This is a genomic window from Natrinema zhouii, assembly GCF_013456555.2.
Lineage (GTDB): Archaea > Halobacteriota > Halobacteria > Halobacteriales > Natrialbaceae > Natrinema > Natrinema zhouii.
Genome location: NZ_CP084884.1, coordinates 297,988 through 318,021 on the forward strand (window position 1 = coordinate 297,988; position 20,034 = coordinate 318,021).

22 protein-coding genes and 1 pseudogene are annotated in these 20,034 nt (G+C 58.5%); 13 read left to right on the forward strand and 10 right to left on the reverse strand.

Annotated features, from left to right (window positions below):
- The first annotated feature begins 22 nt into the window (after positions 1-22).
- The 4 genes from HYG81_RS43905 to HYG81_RS43925 all read left to right on the forward strand — a co-directional run bounded on the left by HYG81_RS43905 (position 23) and on the right by HYG81_RS43925 (position 3,379).
- Positions 23-379, forward strand: a complete 357-nt coding sequence (locus HYG81_RS43905; RefSeq protein ID WP_226778650.1) for an SHOCT domain-containing protein — start codon at positions 23-25, stop codon at positions 377-379.
- A gap of 612 nt (positions 380-991) precedes the next feature.
- Positions 992-1,426, forward strand: coding sequence for a thioredoxin family protein (locus HYG81_RS43915; protein ID WP_226778651.1), 435 nt, complete (start codon positions 992-994; stop codon positions 1,424-1,426).
- A 110-nt stretch (positions 1,427-1,536) separates the two neighbouring features.
- On the forward strand, positions 1,537-2,076 hold the full coding sequence (locus HYG81_RS43920; protein ID WP_226778652.1) for a DUF1684 domain-containing protein: 540 nt from the start codon (positions 1,537-1,539) through the stop codon (positions 2,074-2,076).
- Positions 2,077-2,224: 148 nt separating this feature from the next.
- Positions 2,225-3,379, forward strand: a complete 1,155-nt coding sequence (locus HYG81_RS43925) for a cobalamin-independent methionine synthase II family protein (RefSeq protein WP_226778653.1) — start codon at positions 2,225-2,227, stop codon at positions 3,377-3,379.
- A 45-nt stretch (positions 3,380-3,424) separates the two neighbouring features.
- Here HYG81_RS43925 and HYG81_RS45645 read toward each other — a convergent pair whose 3' ends face one another.
- A complete protein-coding gene (locus tag HYG81_RS45645; protein WP_006111100.1) occupies positions 3,425-3,580 on the reverse strand; it encodes a hypothetical protein in 156 nt (51 codons plus the stop codon).
- 128 nt (positions 3,581-3,708) lie between these two features.
- Here HYG81_RS45645 and HYG81_RS45650 point away from each other — a divergent pair, with 128 nt between their 5' ends.
- Positions 3,709-3,921, forward strand: coding sequence for a hypothetical protein (locus HYG81_RS45650; protein WP_340674459.1), 213 nt, complete (start codon positions 3,709-3,711; stop codon positions 3,919-3,921).
- 39 nt (positions 3,922-3,960) lie between these two features.
- On the opposite strand, the gene HYG81_RS43935 is transcribed toward HYG81_RS45650, so the two are convergent.
- The gene (locus HYG81_RS43935; protein WP_006111099.1) at positions 3,961-4,233 is read right to left on the reverse strand and encodes a DUF7967 family protein; all 273 of its coding nucleotides are present in this window, start codon (positions 4,231-4,233) and stop codon (positions 3,961-3,963) included.
- 92 nt (positions 4,234-4,325) lie between these two features.
- On the opposite strand from HYG81_RS43935, the gene HYG81_RS43940 reads away from it, so the two are divergent.
- A complete protein-coding gene (locus HYG81_RS43940; protein ID WP_006111098.1) occupies positions 4,326-4,670 on the forward strand; it encodes a thiol-disulfide oxidoreductase DCC family protein in 345 nt (114 codons plus the stop codon).
- A 93-nt stretch (positions 4,671-4,763) separates the two neighbouring features.
- On the opposite strand, the gene HYG81_RS43945 is transcribed toward HYG81_RS43940, so the two are convergent.
- Genes HYG81_RS43945 through HYG81_RS43960 form a run of 4 tightly spaced genes read right to left on the reverse strand, consistent with a single transcriptional unit; the run spans position 4,764 to position 8,164 of the window.
- A complete protein-coding gene (locus HYG81_RS43945; protein WP_226778654.1) occupies positions 4,764-5,936 on the reverse strand; it encodes an inorganic phosphate transporter in 1,173 nt (390 codons plus the stop codon).
- Between the two features lie 53 nt (positions 5,937-5,989).
- Positions 5,990-6,451: a DUF6691 family protein gene (locus HYG81_RS43950; RefSeq protein WP_226778655.1), complete on the reverse strand. Its 462-nt coding sequence runs from the start codon at positions 6,449-6,451 to the stop codon at positions 5,990-5,992.
- 1 nt (position 6,452) lies between these two features.
- Positions 6,453-6,965 (reverse strand): YeeE/YedE family protein, encoded by a 513-nt coding sequence (locus HYG81_RS43955; RefSeq protein ID WP_006111095.1) that lies wholly within the window; start codon positions 6,963-6,965, stop codon positions 6,453-6,455.
- A gap of 5 nt (positions 6,966-6,970) precedes the next feature.
- Positions 6,971-8,164, reverse strand: coding sequence for an MBL fold metallo-hydrolase (locus tag HYG81_RS43960; RefSeq protein WP_226778656.1), 1,194 nt, complete (start codon positions 8,162-8,164; stop codon positions 6,971-6,973).
- Positions 8,165-8,408: 244 nt separating this feature from the next.
- Here HYG81_RS43960 and HYG81_RS43965 point away from each other — a divergent pair, with 244 nt between their 5' ends.
- The 4 genes from HYG81_RS43965 to HYG81_RS43980 all read left to right on the forward strand — a co-directional run bounded on the left by HYG81_RS43965 (position 8,409) and on the right by HYG81_RS43980 (position 10,957).
- Positions 8,409-8,654 (forward strand): sulfurtransferase TusA family protein, encoded by a 246-nt coding sequence (locus HYG81_RS43965; protein ID WP_006111093.1) that lies wholly within the window; start codon positions 8,409-8,411, stop codon positions 8,652-8,654.
- Positions 8,654-9,244 carry a DsrE/DsrF/DrsH-like family protein gene (locus tag HYG81_RS43970; RefSeq protein WP_226778657.1) on the forward strand — a complete coding sequence of 197 codons (591 nt, stop codon included), beginning with the start codon at positions 8,654-8,656 and terminating at the stop codon, positions 9,242-9,244. Before HYG81_RS43965 ends, HYG81_RS43970 begins: the two co-directional genes overlap by 1 nt.
- Before the next feature lie 3 nt (positions 9,245-9,247).
- The gene (ddfA, locus tag HYG81_RS43975; protein ID WP_226778658.1) at positions 9,248-9,493 is read left to right on the forward strand and encodes a DdfA family disk-determining factor; all 246 of its coding nucleotides are present in this window, start codon (positions 9,248-9,250) and stop codon (positions 9,491-9,493) included.
- A 1,032-nt stretch (positions 9,494-10,525) separates the two neighbouring features.
- A complete protein-coding gene (locus HYG81_RS43980; RefSeq protein WP_226778659.1) occupies positions 10,526-10,957 on the forward strand; it encodes a hypothetical protein in 432 nt (143 codons plus the stop codon).
- Between the two features lie 13 nt (positions 10,958-10,970).
- On the opposite strand, the gene HYG81_RS43985 is transcribed toward HYG81_RS43980, so the two are convergent.
- Together HYG81_RS43985 and HYG81_RS43990 are read right to left on the reverse strand one after the other, a co-directional pair.
- Positions 10,971-11,144 carry a hypothetical protein gene (locus HYG81_RS43985; protein ID WP_226778660.1) on the reverse strand — a complete coding sequence of 58 codons (174 nt, stop codon included), beginning with the start codon at positions 11,142-11,144 and terminating at the stop codon, positions 10,971-10,973.
- Between the two features lie 520 nt (positions 11,145-11,664).
- Complete coding sequence (locus tag HYG81_RS43990) at positions 11,665-11,928, reverse strand: hypothetical protein (RefSeq protein WP_083860940.1); 264 nt, start codon at positions 11,926-11,928, stop codon at positions 11,665-11,667.
- Positions 11,929-12,150: 222 nt separating this feature from the next.
- Here HYG81_RS43990 and HYG81_RS43995 point away from each other — a divergent pair.
- The 3 genes and pseudogenes from HYG81_RS43995 to HYG81_RS44005 all read left to right on the forward strand — a co-directional run bounded on the left by HYG81_RS43995 (position 12,151) and on the right by HYG81_RS44005 (position 15,300).
- Positions 12,151-12,698: pseudogene (locus HYG81_RS43995) on the forward strand (hypothetical protein).
- 314 nt (positions 12,699-13,012) lie between these two features.
- Positions 13,013-13,213, forward strand: a complete 201-nt coding sequence (locus tag HYG81_RS44000; protein WP_083860939.1) for a hypothetical protein — start codon at positions 13,013-13,015, stop codon at positions 13,211-13,213.
- Between the two features lie 488 nt (positions 13,214-13,701).
- On the forward strand, positions 13,702-15,300 hold the full coding sequence (locus HYG81_RS44005) for an ATP-binding protein (RefSeq protein WP_226778661.1): 1,599 nt from the start codon (positions 13,702-13,704) through the stop codon (positions 15,298-15,300).
- A 38-nt stretch (positions 15,301-15,338) separates the two neighbouring features.
- Here the strand turns inward: HYG81_RS44005 and HYG81_RS44010 are convergent, their stop codons facing one another.
- Positions 15,339-17,444, reverse strand: a complete 2,106-nt coding sequence (locus tag HYG81_RS44010; RefSeq protein WP_226778662.1) for a phospholipase D family protein — start codon at positions 17,442-17,444, stop codon at positions 15,339-15,341.
- Between the two features lie 14 nt (positions 17,445-17,458).
- Positions 17,459-19,978 (reverse strand): Piwi domain-containing protein, encoded by a 2,520-nt coding sequence (locus HYG81_RS44015; protein ID WP_226778663.1) that lies wholly within the window; start codon positions 19,976-19,978, stop codon positions 17,459-17,461.
- Between the last annotated feature and the right edge of the window lie 56 nt (positions 19,979-20,034).

The following is a 20,034-nucleotide window of genomic DNA, read 5'->3' on the forward strand; positions in this document are numbered from 1 at the left end:
TCTGGCAACCAAAGGAGAACATATGGCAACCGACGATTCTCTGGTTCGGACGCTGCTAATCATTATCGCCGCGATCCTTCTCTTACCGTTTCTCATGATGGCTCTCGCGATGCCCATGATGGGAGTCTGGAGTGGGGGCCACATGTGGAACGGCGGGATGTGGGACGGCACCGGAGCCACGTGGATGTGGCTCCTCATGTTGATTATTCCGTTGTTGGTGCTCCTCGGTCTCGGATATCTCCTGTACAGTGCGGTTCGGCACTCGGGCGGGCAACGGACGGACCCTGCACTCGAGGAACTGAGAACCGCCTACGCTCGCGGTGACCTCACCGACGAGGAGTTCGAAGAGCGCCGCGAACGCTTGCGACGGGAGAAGTAGTACGCGGGTGGATGCATTCCGAGCGGGACGCCGCCACTTCTGTCCGGCAGTGCGCTCTCTCGATGGATCGGAGCACGTTCGCCCAGCCGGTCCCGGACGTGCTTTTCGCTGATCTCGCAACGGGGTACACGGCCGCAGACGGCAGATTCGAGGACCGTCCCTTCGAGTTCGTCGGAATGGCACCGACTGGTGCGATGAGCGCGACCGCGACTGACATGGCACGGTTCGTCCGGGTACACCTTCACGGCGGAGCCGTCGATACTGAGCGGATCCTCGAGTCGGAAACGGTCGCGGAGATGCACCGTTGGCAGTTCACCAACGACAAACGGAATGGGAGGAGGTGCGAGACGCGACGAAGCGGTCTTGGGTCACCGCAGCAGCCACGAGAGCGGTCGATACGGTACTGCACTACCCAATCAAACGGGCGGTGTCAACGCCGTGGTATGGTTCATTACTGGACTCGAGGACGATCTGTTCCCGGTCTGCTCAGCCCGAACGATGTGAGAGTCGGCCGGCGATCCGCGACGAGACCAGTGCGAGTCCAAACCGGCCATATGATATTGTAGTTAGTTCACAAAACCGTTATTGCTGTGGAAACCGTACCGTCGATCGATGAGCGACTCCGCAAACAACGAACGCCAACGGATCCGTGAACAGAAGAAGCGAGAGCTGCAGGAACGTCTCGAGAACGGCGGGGGCCTCGATACGGCCGACAGGGAGAGCACCGCACCCGACGAGCCAATCGCGATCACAGGCCAGGGTCACCTCGACGAGGTCGTCGGAGAGCACGACGTTGTCCTCGTGGACTGTTACGCCGACTGGTGTGGCCCCTGTCAGATGATGGAGCCGACGATCGAGGCCCTCGCCGCGGAGACCGACGCCGCCGTCGCGAAGGTCGACGTCGACGCTCACCAGCAGATCGCCCAGCAACTGGGCGCTCGCGGCGTCCCGACGCTCGTCCTCTACGCCGACGGCCAGCCGGTCGAGCGGATGGTCGGCGTCCAGGACCGCGGAACGCTGGAGGGGCTAATCGAGCAACACGCGTAGTGACGCACCTGCCGAGGCCACGGCAGTCGATAGTGATTATCTGAACAGCGTCCTGGTCCGACCTAAATACGGGGACCGGCGACACGACCACGACACACTGACCTTCAGCCATGACCACCGATTGGCGGCGAGCGATCGAGACGCAACGGGAAGAGAAAGACCGGTACTTCGGCGGCGACCCGCACTCGCCGATTCCGTCGGACAAGCGCGAGTCGTTCGACGGCCTCGAGTATTACCCGATCGACGAGGCATACCGGTTCGAACTGCCGCTGCACGAGTACAACGACCCTGAACCGGTCACCGTTGGGACGAGCACCGACGGCGAGCGGAAGTACCTTCGGTGGGGCGAGTTCCGATTCACCGTCGACGGCGAAGACATCACACTGCAGGCCTACAAGGCGGATCCAGACGACGATCGGCTCTGGGTCCCGTTCCGAGACGCGACCAGCGGCGACGAGACCTATGGCGCCGGTCGGTACCTCGACCTCGAAGGCGACGCCCACCGAACGGGCGACGAAAACTGGATCCTCAACTTCAACGAGGCGTACAATCCGACGTGCGCGTACTCGGATCGCTACGAGTGCCCGCTCCCGCCGACGGAGAACTGGCTCGAGGTCCCGATCGAGGCCGGCGAACAGGCGTACCACTGACGATGATTCCGGACTAATTCGGCGCCCTCGACGGAATTTCGCTGTTTTCGAACGTCGTAGGCGCTATCGAACCACCGTGACCGTCGTCGATCGTGAGAATACCACCAGTTATATTGTCTGCTGAAACTATTACTCACAAGAGTACCCAATGACGACCACCGAAGACCGAATCCGAACGACGCACATCGGGAGCCTCCCACGCCCGCCGGCGCTTCTCGACCTCCTCGAGGCGCGTCAGAACGACGAACCGGTCGACGAGGACGACTGGAACGAAACTGTCGCGGAGGCCACGCGGGCCGTCGTCGAGCGACAGGCCGAGGTCGGGCTCGACGTCATCAATAACGGCGAACAGTCGCGGGTCTCGTTCAACTGGTACGTTGCGGACCGTCTGAGCGGGATTGACGGGAAGCGCGAACAGGAGCTCTGGGCGGATCTTCAGGAGTTCCCCGAGTACGCCGAGGAGACGTTCAAGACGGACGTCATCGATCTCTCGATGCAGCCCGTCATCGACGGTCCCATCGAGTACACCGGCCACGGGGAAGCCGAGGACGAACTCGAGGAGTTCCGAGACGCGCTCGCGGCCGTCGACGCCGACTTCGAGGGGACGTTCGTGACCTCGGCGTCGCCGAGCATCGTCGCAACCACGCACGTCAACGAGTACTACGACACCTACGAGGAGTTCCTCTTCGCCGTCGCGGACGCGATGCAAGCGGAGTACGAACTGGTCGCCGAGACCGGAATGACCCTCCAGATCGACGCGCCCGAACTCCTCACCATTGGCCAGACGGCGGCCTACGCGGACGAACCGCTCGAGGAGATCAGAGCAGCCACGCGTCTCCACGTCGAGGCGCTCAACGAGGCCCTCGAGAACATCCCCGCTGAGCAGGTCCGCCTCCACACCTGCTGGGGGAGCTACGAGGGCCCCCACCACCTCGACGCGGACCTCGTTGACCTCCTGCCGGAGATCTACGAGGCCGATATCACTGGACTGAGCGTCGAACAGGCCAACCCCCGCCACCAGCACGAGTACCGCGCGTTCGCCGAACAGCCGCTTCCCGACGGCTGGACGCTGATGCCCGGCGTCGTCGACGTCAAGACGAACATCATCGACCACCCGGAGACGATCGCGGACCGCCTCGAGCGCGTCGCGGACGCGGTCGACGAGTCGACGCCGATCGTCGCCGCGCCCGACTGCGGCTTCGGCACGCAGGCCGGCCTCGGCATGGTCGACCCCGAGATCGCGTGGGCAAAACTCGAGGCGCTCGTCGAGGGCGCCGAGATCGCGACCGAGCGCATCTACTGACCGACCACCGGCGATGACCGTCGCAGCGCGGGACTCGCGAGACCGTTACGGACAGTCGCGCTCGCCGAACGAGCAAGCGAACGATCCCTGGTCGGCGACCCGCGTCTCGCCTGACTGGAGTGCGACAAGCATCGCTCGTCCACCGTAGCCGTGGATCTCGTCGTAACCGTGGACAATGACACACGAGACGTCGTCAGGCACTTTAACGCACTCAGAACGAGTGAACGGCTGTTCGGAGTGGGGGGTGTCAGGTCGCGCCAACCGAGGAGCGTCCCGTTGAGGCGCTCGACCTGCCACCAGTTCGTGTAGCCGTCCTCGCCGTCGTCGTGGTGAAGCGCCACGTCGAACGCGTACGCGTCTCCGTCGTTAACGCTCACCTCGACGACGTTCGCCTCACGGAGGGGGAGGTCGTCGCCGTCGGTCACGTCTCCGCCGTCGTTCTTGTCGGTCCTGTTGACGTCGCTCGAGTCAATGTCCCAACCGAGGTCGCTACAGCCGGCCAGCGCGGCGATCGCGAGCGTTCCCGCCGTACGCTCGAGTAGTCGCCGTCGGGACAGATCGGGTCCGGTCATCTGCCACAACTATATCGTCTCGTCGGGATCGTGTTCCTCCACCATGCGCGCTGCTTCGTCGGCATACCGGTCGCGAACGTCTGGATCCTCGACGGTCGCGAGGTCATCGGGAGAGACGTCCTTCGCGGCAGTGACCGTGTCCAGGTCGACCGCCTGTACTGCGAGTTCCTTTCGGAAGGTTCGAGTTCCGTCAGGAGTCGCATAGGTGAGGATGATGAGGTCTCGATTGTCGTAATCGCGCTCGACCAGCCACACGCGAACGTCGGCCGACTCCGATGGCATGAGAACCCGAACGGGAAGCGTAAGGGTAGTCGTTGGGGTTGAGAGTTTAGTGGCTTGAGAACCTCATCGGTATCCACGCCTTCGGCTCGAGAATGTCACCACCGACGCTCGTCTACGACGACGATTGCGGGGTCTGTACTCGTGCAGCGCGGTTCGTGGACCGCCGCGCGGCGATTGACATCGTCGGCTTTTCGGAACTCACGGACGGCCTGCAAGCGCGCTTGCCGCTCGACTACGAGGCGTGTGCGCATCTGGTTACCGACGAGACGACCTACTCCTGTGGGGCAGCGATGGAACGCGCCTACGAACGGACCGGCCTTCTGCCATCGCAGTTTTTTCCGCTGTTTCGTCGTATTCCTGGATATGCACCCGTCCGCGAGTTCGTCTATCGCGTCGTCGCGTCGAACCGGCCGTCGATCGGCCGATTGCTACCGTAGCTTCTCGAAAGCGTATAGGCAACCCGCTATTCCGACCGAGATTCGATCGAAAACAGACGGTGATCGAAGAAGGGCCGAACGCGTCCTGCAGCTTCAGAGGTCCAGAAGAAGCATCGACCCGTAGCCGAGACCGAACGCGAGTATGAACGATCCGACCCAGGCGGTAACGGTGAGGCCCAGCTTTCGCGGACTGACGCCGGCTCCGCCGGCGACCGCGGCCCCGCTGCCGACGATCGCACTCACGATGATCTCGTTGAACGAGACCGGGACTCCCAGCAGAACCGCGCTCTGTGCGATGAGAAACGAAGGGACGAGCGTCGCGATCGAGCGACGCGGCCCCAGCGACGCGTACTCCTGGGAGATCGACTTGATCATTCGCGGGGCGCCCGTCCACGAGCCAACGAGGATTCCGACGCCGCCGCCGAGCAGGACCACGATCGGCGACACCGTCGGCAGCTCCTCGAGTAGCGGGAACAGCGGTCCGACGGCCAGACCGACCTGACTCGCGCCCGCCGAGAACGCCACGAGCGCGCCCAGCGAGAGGAGGAACCGGCGCAGACCGCCGGCCTCGTCGCGACTGACGTCCCAGCGGACGACGGCCGCAGCGACGGCTCCGAAACCCAGCGAGACTGCGACCGTGGCGGCGGTACCGTCGAACGGAATCGCGGTGGCGCCGCCGGCGGCGAGCGTTCCGCCAACCGATGCGAGGAATGCGAACTCGAGGTTCGCGACCACGAGGCCAACGACGCCAGCGAGAATCGGAACGCTCGTCGCCTCGGGAACGTCCGGTCGCGGAAGAACACTCGCGATACCGTAGGCGATTCCCCCGCCCACGAACGGTGTAAGGACCCAGACCGCGCCGATTTCGGCGTACTTCCCCCAGGCCGGATCGCCGCCGAGTGCGAGGCCGACGCCGACAACCGACCCGGTCACGGTGAACGCGGTCGCGATCGGATACCCCGTGTAGATCCCGATCGCCATCAGCCCGGCACCGATCAGCAGGACGACGATGACGCCGCTGACCGGGAGGCTGATCCCGTCGACGAGGCCGCTGCCGACGGCTTCGGAGACGTTTCCGCCCTGCGTCACCGCGCCAGCGAAGCCGAGAATGCCGACGAGAAACGCCGCGCGCATCGTCGGAATCGCGTTCGCGCCGACGGCTGGGGCGAACGGGGTCGCGCCGCTCGAGCCGGCGCCGATGACCCACGCCATGAAGAGGCTCGCGACCGCGGCCGCTGCGAACAGGAGTATCGTTGTGGGTTCCATTAGTGTACGAAAATCCTCCGTTTCAGTTCTCGAGGTGCGAAATTCGAACGGTGTTAGTCAGCACTCGCTGGACCGGAGTCGGCCGCGGCGCGCTTGCTGCGCCAGACCCCCTGCAGGTAGGCGCCGGCGAACATGCCGACGAGCGCCCACAGGATGGTGACGTTGCCGATCCCGAGGCTGGCGTAGGCCGCGCCGGGACAGATCCCCGACAGTCCCCAGCCGACGCCGAAGATCCCGCCGCCGATCAGGACGTTCCGGTCGAACGGCTTCAGCCGGCGTTCGTACCGGTCGCCCGTCAGCGGCGCACCGTCTCGGATTCGGGGCATTACGGCGAATGCGATCCCGGAGACGATCGCGGCGCCAAACATGACGAACGGCAGGCCGAGGTCGTCGAACTGGAGGAAGTCCAGCACGACTTCCGGCCGGGCCATGTGGCTGTACGCCAGTCCGAAGCCGAAGATCAGGCCGCCGACAAGGATCAGCGGCATGAACAGCGGATGTCGATTTCTGCTCATGTTACGGACTCACCCCCATCGCTTGGACGATCTGGGCGGTCACGATCGCGACCGTCAGGAACGTGATCACGCCGACGATCGACGTTTTCGAGGCCGAGCCGACGCCGCAGACGCCGTGGCCCGACGTGCAACCCTTCCCGACGCGCGTCCCGATCCCGACGAGGACGCCACCGAGCAGCAACCGCCAGGGCTGGACGTCGGTTGTCCACGTCCCGCCCTGCCAGAAGACGGCGTAGACCGCCGCTCCCAGAATGATTCCGAGCGTGAAGACGACGCGCCAGTCCCGGGAGCCGCGGTACTGCTTGAACCGTGACTGATCCGAAACGTACGACAGCGTCGACTCGAGGAACGTACTCGCGCCCGCGGCGATCCCCGTCCCGAGATAGATGACGACCGCGCCGAGGCCGACGAGCAGTCCACCGATAGCGTACCGGGAGATGCCATTGGGAAACGGCTCGGCGGGCACTACCTGACCCGGGGCGGCAAGTTCGGCGAACAGTGCGATCTCGATCACGGTGATCAGTCACCCGCCAGCGACTCTTGGCTGGCCGCGCAGTTGTTCGGGCCGAGCTCGAGTTCGAACGCTTCCTTGTCGTTGGCCTCCTGCTGTCCGAGGTTCGTGAGGATGATATCCTCGTAGTTGGCCGGACGGGGCGGCATATCCGAGAGGATCAGCTCGACGAACTCGTCTTCGTCCATCGTTAGAGCGTCCATCTCTTCTTCGAGTTGGCCGATCGGTGCCGTATAGGTGCCATCGTCGGCGGGATCGGCGGAGTCACTGAAGTGAGCCCCGCCGACGAGCGTGTCGTTAGGCAGGGTCAGCACGCGCTCCTGCAGCGACTCGTAGAGCTGGCGTGCGGCGTCTTCTGCGCCCTCGTCGCCCTCCTCTAAGTCAGGGCGGGCAACACTCTCGACGAACAGGCCGTCGCCAGTCGCAAGCAGCGAGTCGTCGATCAGGTACGAGGTCATCCCGGAGGTATGTCCGGGCGTGTAGACGGTTTCGATCGTGGCAGCACCGACTTCGAACTCGTCGCCGTCTGCTGCGAGAGTCATCTCGTCGGCGTAGGTGATACCGCGGTCGACCGCCGCCTTGGGGATGACGCCCTCGACGCCCTCATCGGCGAGGTCGCGGATCCCCGAGATGTGATCCGCGTGGATGTGCGTGTCGATTGCGTACTTCAGGTCGGCGTCCAGTTCGTTCGCATCTTGGAGATAGCGGTCGGTGAATGCACGCAGTGGGTCAATCAAGGCCGCCTCGTCACCGTCAACGATGAGGTAGCCGAGACAGCCGCTCGAGGGACGCTGGTACTGGTAGAGCGTCCCCGCGCCGTCGTAGCGCTCGACCTCGACGCGCTCGTAGATGCGCGCCCAGCCGTTCATCCCGTTCTCGAGGTGGTCGACGTCGTAGCCGCGCTCTCTCAACTGTGCAGCGACGTACTCGCTCGAGCCGCCCTTCGCACAGAGAACCGTAATTTCGCGGTCATCGGGAATCTGTGCAAGGACATCGTCGTCAATTTCGTCGTCCAGGAACTCGAAGTACGGGATGTTGATCGATTCGACGGTCTCCCCGTCGATCCTCCACTCGTTGTACTCCGATTCCATGCGGGTATCGAGGAGTGTGACGTCCTCGCCCGCGTCGATTTGCCCCTTCAATTCGTCTGGACTGACCGATTCGATCTCGACGTCCGGCATTGGAAGATCCATATCGTCCATGTTGTACAGTTCCCAGTATCGGCTACTGGCACTTAAGGGTTTGTGTAGTAATTCCTATTATCTACAATACAGACTGGCCAAATACAGCCTCACGATTTCTATATACGCGTATGCAGGCGGTACTAACTAGTTATTTTATCCTCCTCAGGACCAGGGGTGTTCGTGTATTGTGCAATAACCGGAGGCCTTATATGGGAGCGCCCAATATTGTATGATAGCTCCAATACGGGGCCAGAACGAAACTATGAGTTCGGAATACCAGACCACGGAGACGCTAGACGTGAAAGGACAGTCGTGCCCGATGCCCATCGTGAAGACCAAGCAATCGATCGACGATCTCGAGGCCGGCGACGTCCTCGAGGTCGTCGCGACTGACTCGGGCAGCATGAGCGACATTCAGGGGTGGGCCGACGGCACCGACGGCGTCGAACTCCTCGAGCAGGTCGAGGAGGACGATTTGTACACTCACTACGTGAAGAAAACGGAATAATGAGCACGGATAACCCAACGACGGCAGTCGACGACGCCGATACGGACGTCGACGCCGCCGAGTTACAGGCGCTGCGCGAGCGCGTCGAGGAATTGGAAGAATCGATGGCAGCGGTGGACACTGGCGACGATCAGAAGAAGATGACCATCGTCGCAACACAGGGGAGCTTCGACATGGCGTATCCACCGTTAATCCTCGCGAGCACTGCGGCCGCCTTCGGCTGGGAGGTTGTCGTCTTCCACACGTTTTGGGGGCTCGATATCCTCCACGAGGAGAAGTCGAAGGACCTCAAGTTGAGCGCCGTCGGCAACCCGAATATGCCGGTCCCGAACGCCGTCGCTGCTCTGCCAGGCATGGACAAGATGGCCACGAAGATGATGCAGAAGAAGATTGACGACAACGGGACTGCCACCATCGAGGAACTGATCGACCTCTCGCTCGAGAGCGGCGTCGATCTGCAGGCGTGTCAGATGACGATCGAACTGATGGACTATGATGAGGACGACTTCTACGATGGCGTCACCACCGGCGTCGGTGCGGCCACCGCGCTGCAACACATGGCTGAATCCGACATTCAGCTCCTCGTCTAATCCATGACTGCCACCGAGTCAACGCGCTCAAAGCCGAGCCTACGCGTCCTTGAAGCGATTGCCGACGCGGAAGATGTCTCCCCGATTACCCTCAAGCCACCGCTCAACGACGTTGTGGATCCTGCTGCGCTGGACCGATTGTTTGAACCGACCGCTGCTGACGACTCGATCCGAAGCGGACACGTTTCGTTCCGGTACCGAGGGTATGACGTAACAATCTCTTCGGATGGGACCATCAAACTGTCGTAAGAAGAGTTTGGGATTCGCTTCCACGACCCTCGGCTATTGTCATTTTCATGCACTACTACTCCCTTCGATTGAATCACGCGACGTAGAGGGTCTGGAACCGATTAGTTACTGAGCGACTCGTACTCCTACTTGCTGTCAGTTTCTCTTCTGGCTAAGGGGAAACAAAGCCGCGCATCAAAATTATCCTCCGAGGTTGTGTCCACTATATATGAATCGGCCGAAAACCAACGTCAGACACACTCTAGATGGCGTACACGAAACGGATGGATCGAAACCGGACCAGCCACCCGTATTGTGGTCGTCGAGCGCCCACACTTTCACCAAGTCATCGTATTCGAGATAAAGCAGTCGCTCAAGGGCGTGATCCTCGCAGTAGTACTCCTCATTCAGCGATCCGATCTCGCGGAAGTACATAAGCATCCATTTCGCGGCCAGTTTGGGGCAGTTGTCGTCTCGGTGTTCGCAGTGGAGCATTCGTGAGTATTAGCGAGACGGTTCGCGCTTACTGGGTTCTACGTCGAATTCGTCTGACGCCCATTCAGCAACTGCTTAGCGGATATTGTCCGTGGTCTCGATACTAATGACTGACCCTCGGAGTGCACTTTCCTAGGCTGAGAGCCAACGAGGAATTATCCGCTTGCCTGAGCGTTCATCGTCACTGCTGGTGTAATTAAGGAGGACCCAGTGGTCATCAGCAGTCGCGCGGAAGTGCGCACTTTTGATTGATTCCGGGTAGTCCGGCGCTTCGTGCCTCGGTGGGTCAATAAGGTCGTCGTGCGAGCTCCGAACACGGTGGCCGGAGGGACGCTGGCATTTCGATCAACCCCCGTACCACAATCTGGGCATTCAACCTCGTGGGCCGCTTCGTCGCGGTCATCGTGTGCGCATCGATCCAGCCGATGAATCGGCACTCGAGCTACCGGGAACTCTTGGGCTTCACGACGGTCGGCGACTGGCAGGCGGCGATCCGGGAGTTGAACGGTGCGATGGAGAGCAGTCACCTATACCGTGTGAGGTCCAAGATGAGAACGAATGAGTAACGATACAATCGAACTCGAACTACTCGGCAACGCCATGGTGGTCCAAACCGACGGCGAGCCTCCGATGGTCGCCCCTCAGACCGTGACACTCCCGGCCCCGTCGAAGAGTGATCATGTAGCCGTACTTCGGGCCGACCCCGACGTGTCGTTCATCCACGTGTTCCCGCAAGACGACGACCCCAAGGAGATTGACAGTGGCCTCGTTACCACGGCCACTGTCGACGGCAAGTCTCGCAGCGAGTGCTGGGTGTCCGCGTCGGCGCTCGAAAATGCCGACCGGCTTTCGATCGATACTCAAAGCGGCCAGGATCTCGAGGCCGTGTCGATCGACGTAGAATACCGTGGGTGGAAAGCACGACTCCAGAAACGTGTTCGCGAGTGGAAACAGAACCGGCGGGCGAATAAGGCGCTTGCTCGCCGGTAGTTCGTAGTCTCTCCTACACCGTATCCCGCTGCGAAAGCGCATCCTCAATCACAAGCCCGTGACTAGCGGCGATCTCGCCAGCCATTACCCACGCTCGAGCCGCCCGTTCGGGTTGGACGTTCATTCGATCTGCGTGGTATTCGACGAGCGCCTCGATTAGGAGCAAGTCTTCTTGTGAGGTTCGCATGTGGAGGTTGGGCTCGGCTTTGGACTTAAATCCATTCGGTAGGATTAAAGCCTCCTCGAAAAACCGATTTCTTGCCCGCAAAGACCTGTACCGAACGTAGGCAGTGAGGTCGGGCACGCAACGGGCAGAGGTATCTATGTCAGGCCCCGCTGGAATCGCCGTGGCGATCGTCCTCGTCGGAATAGCACAGCTAATCGTTAGCCTCGCTAGTCTCTGGTATCGGATACGAAAGCGCTAGAAGCAGCACTAACGCCCGTATCGAACGTAGGCGCTCGAAACTGAAGCAAGGAGCGTATTTATTCTTCCGGCTATCGCGCCTCGAGCCGTGGGATATGATCGGGCTCAGCGTGGCCGGCTATCCCGACTAGACGCACTGTCAGGGGTGTGGCGCGGTCGCTCCTAGCGAGACGTTCCTACACGTCGGCCTTGAGCGCCGAGGCGTGACGCGAACAGTCGGCGAGAAAATCTTTCACCCTGATAAAATATGCGAGTAGGTACTGGTGTACTAAAGCCGACGAAGTCAGTTTTCCGGCATGGTCACGCGAAGTTCACCGTCAACCTCATAGAAATAACCTCGTTCGAGCAACCGAGTAAGTGCATGGGTCGCGTCCTCGGGTTCGAGGGCCAGTTCATCGGTACTACAAAGGACCTCGAGCGCTTGCTCTCGAGAGATCAACTGGACGTTTTCATGCTCAGCCGAGTTGTAACTGTGAGTACAAAGGATATCGTACGCATCCACTATCCACTCTGGAAGCGGTGGCCGTGGATCAGAGAGATCGTTCATCGCGACTTCGTGCTTCCAATCTTTGCTATCGTCCTGCTTAAGAATATCCCTCAGTAGGGGACAGGATCGATTCCGTGAGATACTGAACGATCACGGGATGCTACTTCGAACAAACGGGAACTGAGATCCCCATATAGATGATCTCTCCACCACCGAGTACCTGAAAGCTGTTTTTTCGCGCCTGACGGGTGAGGCGCAACAATGTGTGTCTCAAGAGTTCCTATGAGTACAGATCAACCGATCCATCGCGAGCAGCATCACGACTATAGAGAGAGACCAGTGACCGAGAGCAGAGGTATTCCGGCTACATCGCTCGACTGAACGGACATGAACTGATCGCGATTGATGAGTGGCTACCAGGTAAGGAACCAACACCATACGAAATTAATCTTACTGACGGCTTCGAATACCGGACACGATACTTGCGCTGTCGAAACTGTGGCCAGGAGCGAAATCGCCGTGATGTGTTCAACGATCAGTGCGAGACACCGCCGGCTCCACTCGAAGCCGGTGGCTTCTCAATCGACGAGCCGCGAAGCCGTCGCACGCTGAGCGAGAATATGGACGCCCGCTTCGCCTCGGTGGGTTCCCTCTACGAGGTTATTAGTGAGAGCGGAAACACCTACAACGTCGACATCGAGGGAGAGATGTGTAGCTGTCCGGATTTCGAGCAACGTCAGCCAGACGACGGCTGTAAGCATCTTCGGCGTGTCAGCCTCGAGATCCGCACGGGACTGGTTCCTACCTCGGACGGCACATTCGATCACTAATTGTGAGTGATTGAGTCGTCTCTTGAGACAGTTTATCGCCCCCAGGAGGGGTGCGGGGCTCGAACGGAGTCCACCACAGCAATCCATGAATAGAACTGATGGAGTAACAGCATCACTGGCCAGTGAGACGACTCATTTTCTGAATCGAGGTATCGCCAGATGACCGACTGTAGCGAGTGTCAACTGCCAACCTGTACGAGACTTGCCCGCGATCAACTAGGATACGCTGGCCGATTCTGTTCGGCCAGCTGTGAGGTCCGATACGATCACCTACAGGCGGACGCTCGAGACGCGGCTCAGGAGGCTGCACTCTGATGCTCGAGCAGATCGACCACCGAGGCAAGCGTTTCACGATCGATGACGACGACGTCGTCGATGACGTGGGAATCGACCGCTGTCGTCGGGTAGACGCTCTCGAACGGCAGGCCCAGCAAGAGCTCCGCGAACTCGAGCGTGCGAAAGTGGTCGCTGGGCCAACCGGTGCGAATCCCGACGTCGAAGTAATTGATCTTTGACGCTAAACGGGCCCGATCCACAGGATGTCCTGAGTTCGATCGAGCTCTCGATGTCGACGATCCGGTTCCCGACTCGGCGTACGGTGATCAAGGGTATCACCCAGAACGTGGCGCCGTGGATGGTGGGCAAATTCCTGTCGACGAACTACACGAGATACTCCTCGAGCTCGAACAGACGCTGAGAAAGATAGAACATCGGTCGCGGAGATGTCAACAGCTCCACGAGCTACAAACAGTTCTCAAGAGTCTCCGTTGGGAGGAGGTGTAAAGGAAAATTCAGCTACTATTCAGATAGACCAGCGGTCAAGAGAAGATTAAAATTAACTTTAACATTAAGCCAATGGGATGAGCGCCAAAAACCGGATTTTAGAAAGGGTGATAACGCTGGCCTAATTAGATACGTTAGACTGTTTAATAATCGCTGGAAGGCCCGCTAGACAAACGAATTAGCAAAAGTAGTATCATCACAAAGTCGAAAATAGAGAATAATGGTCGAAGACACAATCGACAACTCGCTTCTATCTAACCTCCATCGCCACAATCCATGGTGGAGAAACGGAGTGAGCGCACTTGATGAATTAGACATCCCAGCGCAAAAGAAAAGTGATTTTTATCGGTTCGCATCACCCCACAAATCCGAGCCGGAACCCGACAAATACGACGTGTATGCGTTAGTTGGGCAAAGAGGAGTCGGAAAAACCGTACTCATTAATCAGTTTATCCGTCAGCGAATCAAAGCAGACGAGATACCTCCTCAAAACGTACTCTACATTCCGTTCGACGAAAACCCGCTATATCAGCTCCAGTCAAATGATCAGCTGCGACGTGCGGTCAATTATTACGAGGGACGCATCCTGAGCCAAGTGTTTGAGAACGAAGCACCACAGTACATCATCTTAGACGACGTACATCGGATTGAACATCCGAATAAGTCTCTGGAAGGATGGGGTGAGGAAGTTAAGTCACTACTCGAGGGAGCGGAAGACCGACATGTGATTCTCACTGCAAGTGCAGAACTCCAAATCGAACGGGAACTCAAACGAGTTGGATTCAATGCAGATCGATATTCAGTTTGGTCGATTTTCCCGGAAAAGTTCCGTGACCATATTCAGAGTGTTTTTCCGGAACTCGGAGAAGACGAGAGACGACTGAGTCCCTCGCCAATTCGCCGAGGTGAGACAGGATTACCAAACGCCTGTCGCACGAACGACCCGACGCAATTTTTCGAAACGTTACGCGAACTCTATGACTCTGTAGAGACCGACGCGAGTCGCATTCGTTCACAGGTGGTGCACTACCTCGCACTCGGTGGGGTCCTCAGCTACGAAGCAGAAGGGGTCGATTCTGCATCTAACCTCTCAGAAAATGCGTACAAACACCGTCGCGAAGACGTACGGCTCTCTCTCTACCAAGAGATACCAGGCCTAGATGCAGTAAAGAATATTGCAGACTTGGAGCGGCTGTGTGCACTCGTTGCAGCAGATCTGGAAACACCGTTCAGATACAACCGTCTTTCTGAACTCTTCGACGTCGATCGGCGAACACTTCGAGAGAGCTACTTCGAAGCCCTCAGTAAGCTGTTCCTCCTCACACCATCGCCAGAATACGATAACAGTCGACCACGTTCCATTCGACTCTACCTACGTGATACGGCGCTCGTCAATGCCTATACAGGCCACACGCCCAGTGAGGTCCTCAACGACTATCAGCTCGAATCGAAGCTGGCGCATGTAACAGCCTTCGATCACTCGATGCGTCTCAGTTTCAATATGAACTTTTTCGCAGGAGATGAATTCGAGGACTATGATCCACCAGCTGAACCAACAGTCGAGTACTGGTCCGGAACGGAAGGTGAGGTCGATTTCGTGTTCGAATGTGCTGGTGTTCCTGTTCCGATCGGACTCGGCTACAGGGCAGGTTCGATAGAGCCAACAACGAATGCAGTCGCAGAGTTCATCGAGACCTACGAAGCTCCGCTTGGTGTTGTTGTCGCGGGAGACACAGCGACCTTGCCAGAACCAGTCGAAGTTCTTGAAGAGACTCCAATCGTACGTATTCCATACTGGTTCTACCTCATGCTCACATAGCGACACAAAGATTGGATAGTGAAAAGAACACGTGCAGACTATCTGAATCCCAGACGCTGCAAGAACCCGCGTTTGGGTTTGATACCAGTCCACTCAAAGAACCGCTCAGGTTGACTAAACTCGATCCGTGCTCGTTGCTTTTCTGTCCGAATCGTCGCGGGCACGAGCTTCTGGTACTTCCAAACGTCTTGTGACTCGAGTTCAGCGGAGAAGTCGGCCCGGATGACCCCGTTCCGCGTTTCAAGGGTGAACAGGCCGCTCTCGTATGCGTGTCGCCACACTCGCCGGCCATGGTCATAGATGTCCTCGGCAGGGCCTTCAGAGGGGAAGTAGTTTGGTTCGTCACGCTCGGCAAATTCGTAGAGCTGTTTGAAGACATCTCGAGCGACAGCTAACTTGTCCGACCGGTCCGGAAGCGAAAGGTCTTGCTCGAACATGAAGTGCGAGAACCAGGAGAAAAGTCGGTTCGGTTCGTTTGCAATTCGGGCGGCTTTCTCGCGCTGGTCACCAGTAACGTCGAACATGACGTCGAAGTCGAGGACCTTCATGCGGGTGCGGAACTCCGACTTGGGCTTCGTGTGGTTACTGGTGAAAATGAATGTGGGGAACGAAACTGAGCCATCCCAGCCCCCTTCCCAGTAGGTCTTGACGATGTCTCGCTCGACATTGCCCTTATCGACGTCGTCGACGACGAACGGGAAGACGGTATTCGACCCTCGACACCGGTTGATTGCGTCCTTCGTGAACTGTGTTCCTTCCACAGGTTCTGCCACATACCCATTCGAGATGAGTCGAATCGCAAACCGGATGAACATCCCCTTTCCGGAGTCGTTTCCACCGTGAATGTAGAGGAATGGGAGATCCTTGTCGAGCTCAGCGCCGGGAGTACCAGCGTAGTGGCTAGCGAAGTAATCCGCGAACGGGGCCCAAAAAAAGTAGATCAGTGCCTCATAGAAATGGGCCATCGTGGCCTCGGAGTACTTCGTGTCCCCAAAGCGCTGAATCGTCTCGATGTAAGATTCAATATGCACTAGTGCGTCGTCGACCTCCGAGGCGTGGTCGGGCGAAGCAGTGAGTTCTAGGGTGGTGTTGTCCACCTGCATTCTAACCGACTGCTCTTTCTCATTGAGCCACATTATCGGAAAATCGTCATTGAACGATCGCATATAGCGAGCGAAGCCAGCCGGTGATCCCCGAAGTTCGGTCGGTTTTACAGCAACGTTGTGACGTGTAAGCGTAGATTTGGCGCTTTTGACCGGATCTTCGAGACCCTGTGGCGAGAGTCGGATCTGTTGGCTCGGTCCGACATCGGTGGGGTCGACATCTCCGGAACCGTCCGTTGCGAGCGCAACGACTTCGTCTGCCTCGTCCGGGTCGGAAGCCACGTTGACCCGTCGAATCCGCTCGTCGTTTTCGTCGAGAAGATCGACGATACGGCGGTGAAGATCGCCAGTGGGGTTGTTCGACGGCATCGTTCCATCGACCCAGAGGTGCAGTTCCTCCGTTCTCTCCTCTGATGTCTCGGCAGCATCGAGTCGCTCTGTGAGGTCTTTCATGAACACCTCGCATTGCTTTCGATGAGCCTCATAGAACTTCTCGAACCAGGTGTCGATAACCGAAGTCCCATCCGTTGTAAAGGCAACCAGCATGTTCGTCTGGTTTCCCTCCCATGCTTGTTTCGAGAGGTTGGGTGACCCGAGTATGAGTGTATGAGTACCATCGCGGTTCTCGATCAGGTACAGCTTCGAGTGAAGCGTCACCTGCTTATCGAGGGTGAACAGCTGAAGCTGCTCATTCTGGAGCAGATGGTTTAGTTGTGCTGCCAAGTCGACGTCTCCCTGCAGATCTTTTCGATACTCACTCTGGCGGTAATCGCCGATAACCACTTCGAGGAAGTCGATATTGAGTTTTTCGTGATTGAATACTTCGTGGATTATCTGTGGCGACTGCGAGTAGGTGACAGTGCGAATCGCCCGTGCTTCACCGAAGTACTTCACGAACGACCGCCACGACCGGACCATCGCGAACTCCATCTCGATTTCGACCGTGTCGTCGCCGTCACTGCGTGGGACTGTGATAGGGGTGCTGAAGTTCATGGATTTGTGGGTTTGAACGGACTCAGTGGTGAGATCACCGATCATCATCGGCCGAGGGGTGGCTACAGGTACGGAACCCCCTCGATCAGTTCACCGTGAAGTAGATAGCCTTCTCGGGCGTGCTCAGCGCAGCGGTCTGCGTAGTAGGTCGTAATTGGAAGCCGAACACTCCGCGAGACGCTTCCGACGTGGGCTTCACTCAGCCAGTACACCTGCTTCAGGAGCGTCAGCATCGGCGTGTCGCCCGCACGTCGAACGACGCGTAGCGTTTTCGGGGTACCGAGGTTATCCGAATCATCGAATTCGGGTTTCCCGGTGGTCGCGATGAACCCGTGGGTATCATCTTGGGAGATGAACAGCCTGCCCTTTTCATCGATTTTGAACGAGTTATCCTCGTACCGGGCGATGCGTGGAGCACCGCTCTTCCGGACGTCGAGGATGTCGATTGAGACGCCCGAGTCTGCGAATGGAGCCTGAATCTCATCTGCATCCTCGAATAGCCGACCGTCGCGATGGATGACGATATACTCGGGTGACCGTCCTTCGCGTCGAACGAATTCCTGGAAGACGTCTTTGATGACGTCGATGATGGATTGTTCGTCGAACGTCTCTCCCGATTGCAGTGTCTGGGTCTTTGAGGCGAAGACCGTACCGTCAGCGTAGACCACGTTTGCACTGGCCCCGAGATGTTGCCCCGTCTCCGGATCGCGAGTGACGTCGAGGCCGATGAAACAGTCCGCTTCGCCGGGCATCTCGTCGACGCGCCATGGAACACCACCAGCACCTGCAATGAGCCCCATTGCAGTGTTGTTCATCACCCATCTCGTGCCGAGGTTTTCGGTCACGATCATCTGCGACGGAACCTTTTGCTTTCCGAGCCCTTTCTTGAATTCAGGGTACGGATCGGTGATATCACCAGCAGTGATTCGGTCGTCGTCCCGTGGTGGGACGACAGCAAGGACAGCGTCTACCGACTCCAGTTCGTTGATGACAGCAAGGTAGCTGAGTTCACCACCGAGTTCGTAGGGAACATGACGCGCTGCCGTTGGCTCACAGTGGCATTGTGAAAGTTTGTTCTCGAAGTTCGAGATGAACCGCTTACTCTCCTGTTCGCTCTCCGTGGGGTAGACGTACGCGATATCGAAGCTCGTAGGTTGCTGGTAAACCCCTGAGCGAATCCCGCTCGACGGAGTGGTAGCCGTTCGTCCGTCCTTGAATCGGAGATTCTTCTCGCGATCGACGGCCGTTGACATATAGGACAGACTCGGACCGAGAGGCTCTGGAGCAACCGTCGCATCGATGTCGGAGAGGCTGCCGAGATGGTCGACGAACTCGATAGCGTGGCGGAACCGCTTGTCTGGAAGCATCTTTGCCTCGCGGTCCCACCGTCGGTGGAAGGCTGGGTCCAGTTCTTTGACCACTTCCTTGCGCGGCGCGACTCGGAGCAGATCTGGCACGTGGATTCGAGCAGGTTCGTCTTCCTGATACCGGACATCGACGAGCCGTGGATTTTTCTCGCGGAGCGCCTCGAGGACACCTTCGGGAACGCGATCCTTCTGAGCATACCAGTCTGCAAGTGAGAGGCCGCCGAGTTCGTCGAGAGCATCGGTGAAGTGGTGATCGGTGAATCCCACTACTCGTCCGGTCCCACTGATGTTGTACCGCTCGGGGTCGTGCTCGACGATAGTTCCGACCAACTCGCCAGTCTTGTCCTCGTAGACGTCAGCAGTGACCTGACTCCGTGTGTGGTAGCGCACTTCGACGCCTACGAATGCATCACCCGATGGCAGAACATCAACCCGTGCGGCGAATTCGTAACACGCCTCAAAGAGCCCATCTCCGGCAGTGATCGACGGTGTTCGCGCACGAATCCGGTTGATCTGGTACGGGTCGTACGCCGAGTCGTCGATTGCAGCTTTGACGAGTGACTTGAGGAGCCGCTCGATCCGATGACGGTCTCGAGCATCAGTCGCTTTCAGCTCTCGCTCTGTGGGCTCGCTCAGTGAAAAGGGATCCGCGAGTTTATCTGGGAGTTTTCGGGTCGATACTATTCGCATTGAACCAGCATACGCTACACCCGCGCCAGTGATCCGTCGGAGTCGACCAGCGCACCGGTAGGTGACTGTATCAGGGGCATCCTCGAAGGCCTCAGCCGCTTCAATCGAGTACTCGTAGACCGAGAGGGTATCGAAGGATCGACTGATCGGGAAGAGCGAAAGGTATGCCTGGTCAGGCGACATGTTTCCGAGGATGGTATCAACACGGCCTACATCGTCGGTACTGGTCTCGTCTTCCTCTGATGCCTCCAGGGGTGTTGCACGCATTTTCGACGAGCCATTCAGACTCTGTTTCCCGTTGAAGACATTTCCGCGTGCGTTCTCGAGTCGGTACCATTGGCCGATCGTCCAGTCATAATCCGAGAGCGCGTTATTCTTCCAGATCGCCAACGAGAACCGGTTCTCGTCACGGTCAGCGACAAGAAAACGGGTCGCCATCTTCGGGCTGGGCTTGTCGAGTTCCTTGAGGATCTGAACCTCGATTGTTATCGGCTGCTTGTGAGCGATGTCGTCCTGAGTCTTCATCCTCAAACAGAGGTACGCATCACATAACTTAATTCTAGGGGAAAGCTGAAACGCGA

Excerpts from the sequence above, each read along its gene's own strand:
- HYG81_RS43945 (WP_226778654.1), bottom strand. The coding sequence starts at position 5,936 with ATGGAACCCACAACGATACTCCTGTTCGCAGCGGCCGCGGTCGCGAGC.
- HYG81_RS43970 (WP_226778657.1), top strand. The coding sequence starts at position 8,654 with ATGAGCACGGATAACCCAACGACGGCAGTCGACGACGCCGATACGGAC.
- HYG81_RS43920 (WP_226778652.1), top strand. The coding sequence starts at position 1,537 with ATGACCACCGATTGGCGGCGAGCGATCGAGACGCAACGGGAAGAGAAA.
- HYG81_RS43950 (WP_226778655.1), bottom strand. The coding sequence starts at position 6,451 with ATGAGCAGAAATCGACATCCGCTGTTCATGCCGCTGATCCTTGTCGGC.
- HYG81_RS44000 (WP_083860939.1), top strand. The coding sequence starts at position 13,013 with ATGCTCGAGCAGATCGACCACCGAGGCAAGCGTTTCACGATCGATGAC.
- ddfA (WP_226778658.1), top strand. The coding sequence starts at position 9,248 with ATGACTGCCACCGAGTCAACGCGCTCAAAGCCGAGCCTACGCGTCCTT.
- HYG81_RS43925 (WP_226778653.1), top strand. The coding sequence starts at position 2,225 with ATGACGACCACCGAAGACCGAATCCGAACGACGCACATCGGGAGCCTC.
- HYG81_RS43960 (WP_226778656.1), bottom strand. The coding sequence starts at position 8,164 with ATGGACGATATGGATCTTCCAATGCCGGACGTCGAGATCGAATCGGTC.
- HYG81_RS43940 (WP_006111098.1), top strand. The coding sequence starts at position 4,326 with ATGTCACCACCGACGCTCGTCTACGACGACGATTGCGGGGTCTGTACT.
- HYG81_RS44005 (WP_226778661.1), top strand. The coding sequence starts at position 13,702 with ATGGTCGAAGACACAATCGACAACTCGCTTCTATCTAACCTCCATCGC.
- HYG81_RS43985 (WP_226778660.1), bottom strand. The coding sequence starts at position 11,144 with ATGCGAACCTCACAAGAAGACTTGCTCCTAATCGAGGCGCTCGTCGAA.
- HYG81_RS43905 (WP_226778650.1), top strand. The coding sequence starts at position 23 with ATGGCAACCGACGATTCTCTGGTTCGGACGCTGCTAATCATTATCGCC.
- HYG81_RS43980 (WP_226778659.1), top strand. The coding sequence starts at position 10,526 with ATGAGTAACGATACAATCGAACTCGAACTACTCGGCAACGCCATGGTG.
- HYG81_RS43990 (WP_083860940.1), bottom strand. The coding sequence starts at position 11,928 with ATGAACGATCTCTCTGATCCACGGCCACCGCTTCCAGAGTGGATAGTG.
- HYG81_RS43915 (WP_226778651.1), top strand. The coding sequence starts at position 992 with ATGAGCGACTCCGCAAACAACGAACGCCAACGGATCCGTGAACAGAAG.
- HYG81_RS43965 (WP_006111093.1), top strand. The coding sequence starts at position 8,409 with ATGAGTTCGGAATACCAGACCACGGAGACGCTAGACGTGAAAGGACAG.
- HYG81_RS43935 (WP_006111099.1), bottom strand. The coding sequence starts at position 4,233 with ATGCCATCGGAGTCGGCCGACGTTCGCGTGTGGCTGGTCGAGCGCGAT.
- HYG81_RS44015 (WP_226778663.1), bottom strand. The coding sequence starts at position 19,978 with ATGAAGACTCAGGACGACATCGCTCACAAGCAGCCGATAACAATCGAG.
- HYG81_RS44010 (WP_226778662.1), bottom strand. The coding sequence starts at position 17,444 with ATGATGATCGGTGATCTCACCACTGAGTCCGTTCAAACCCACAAATCC.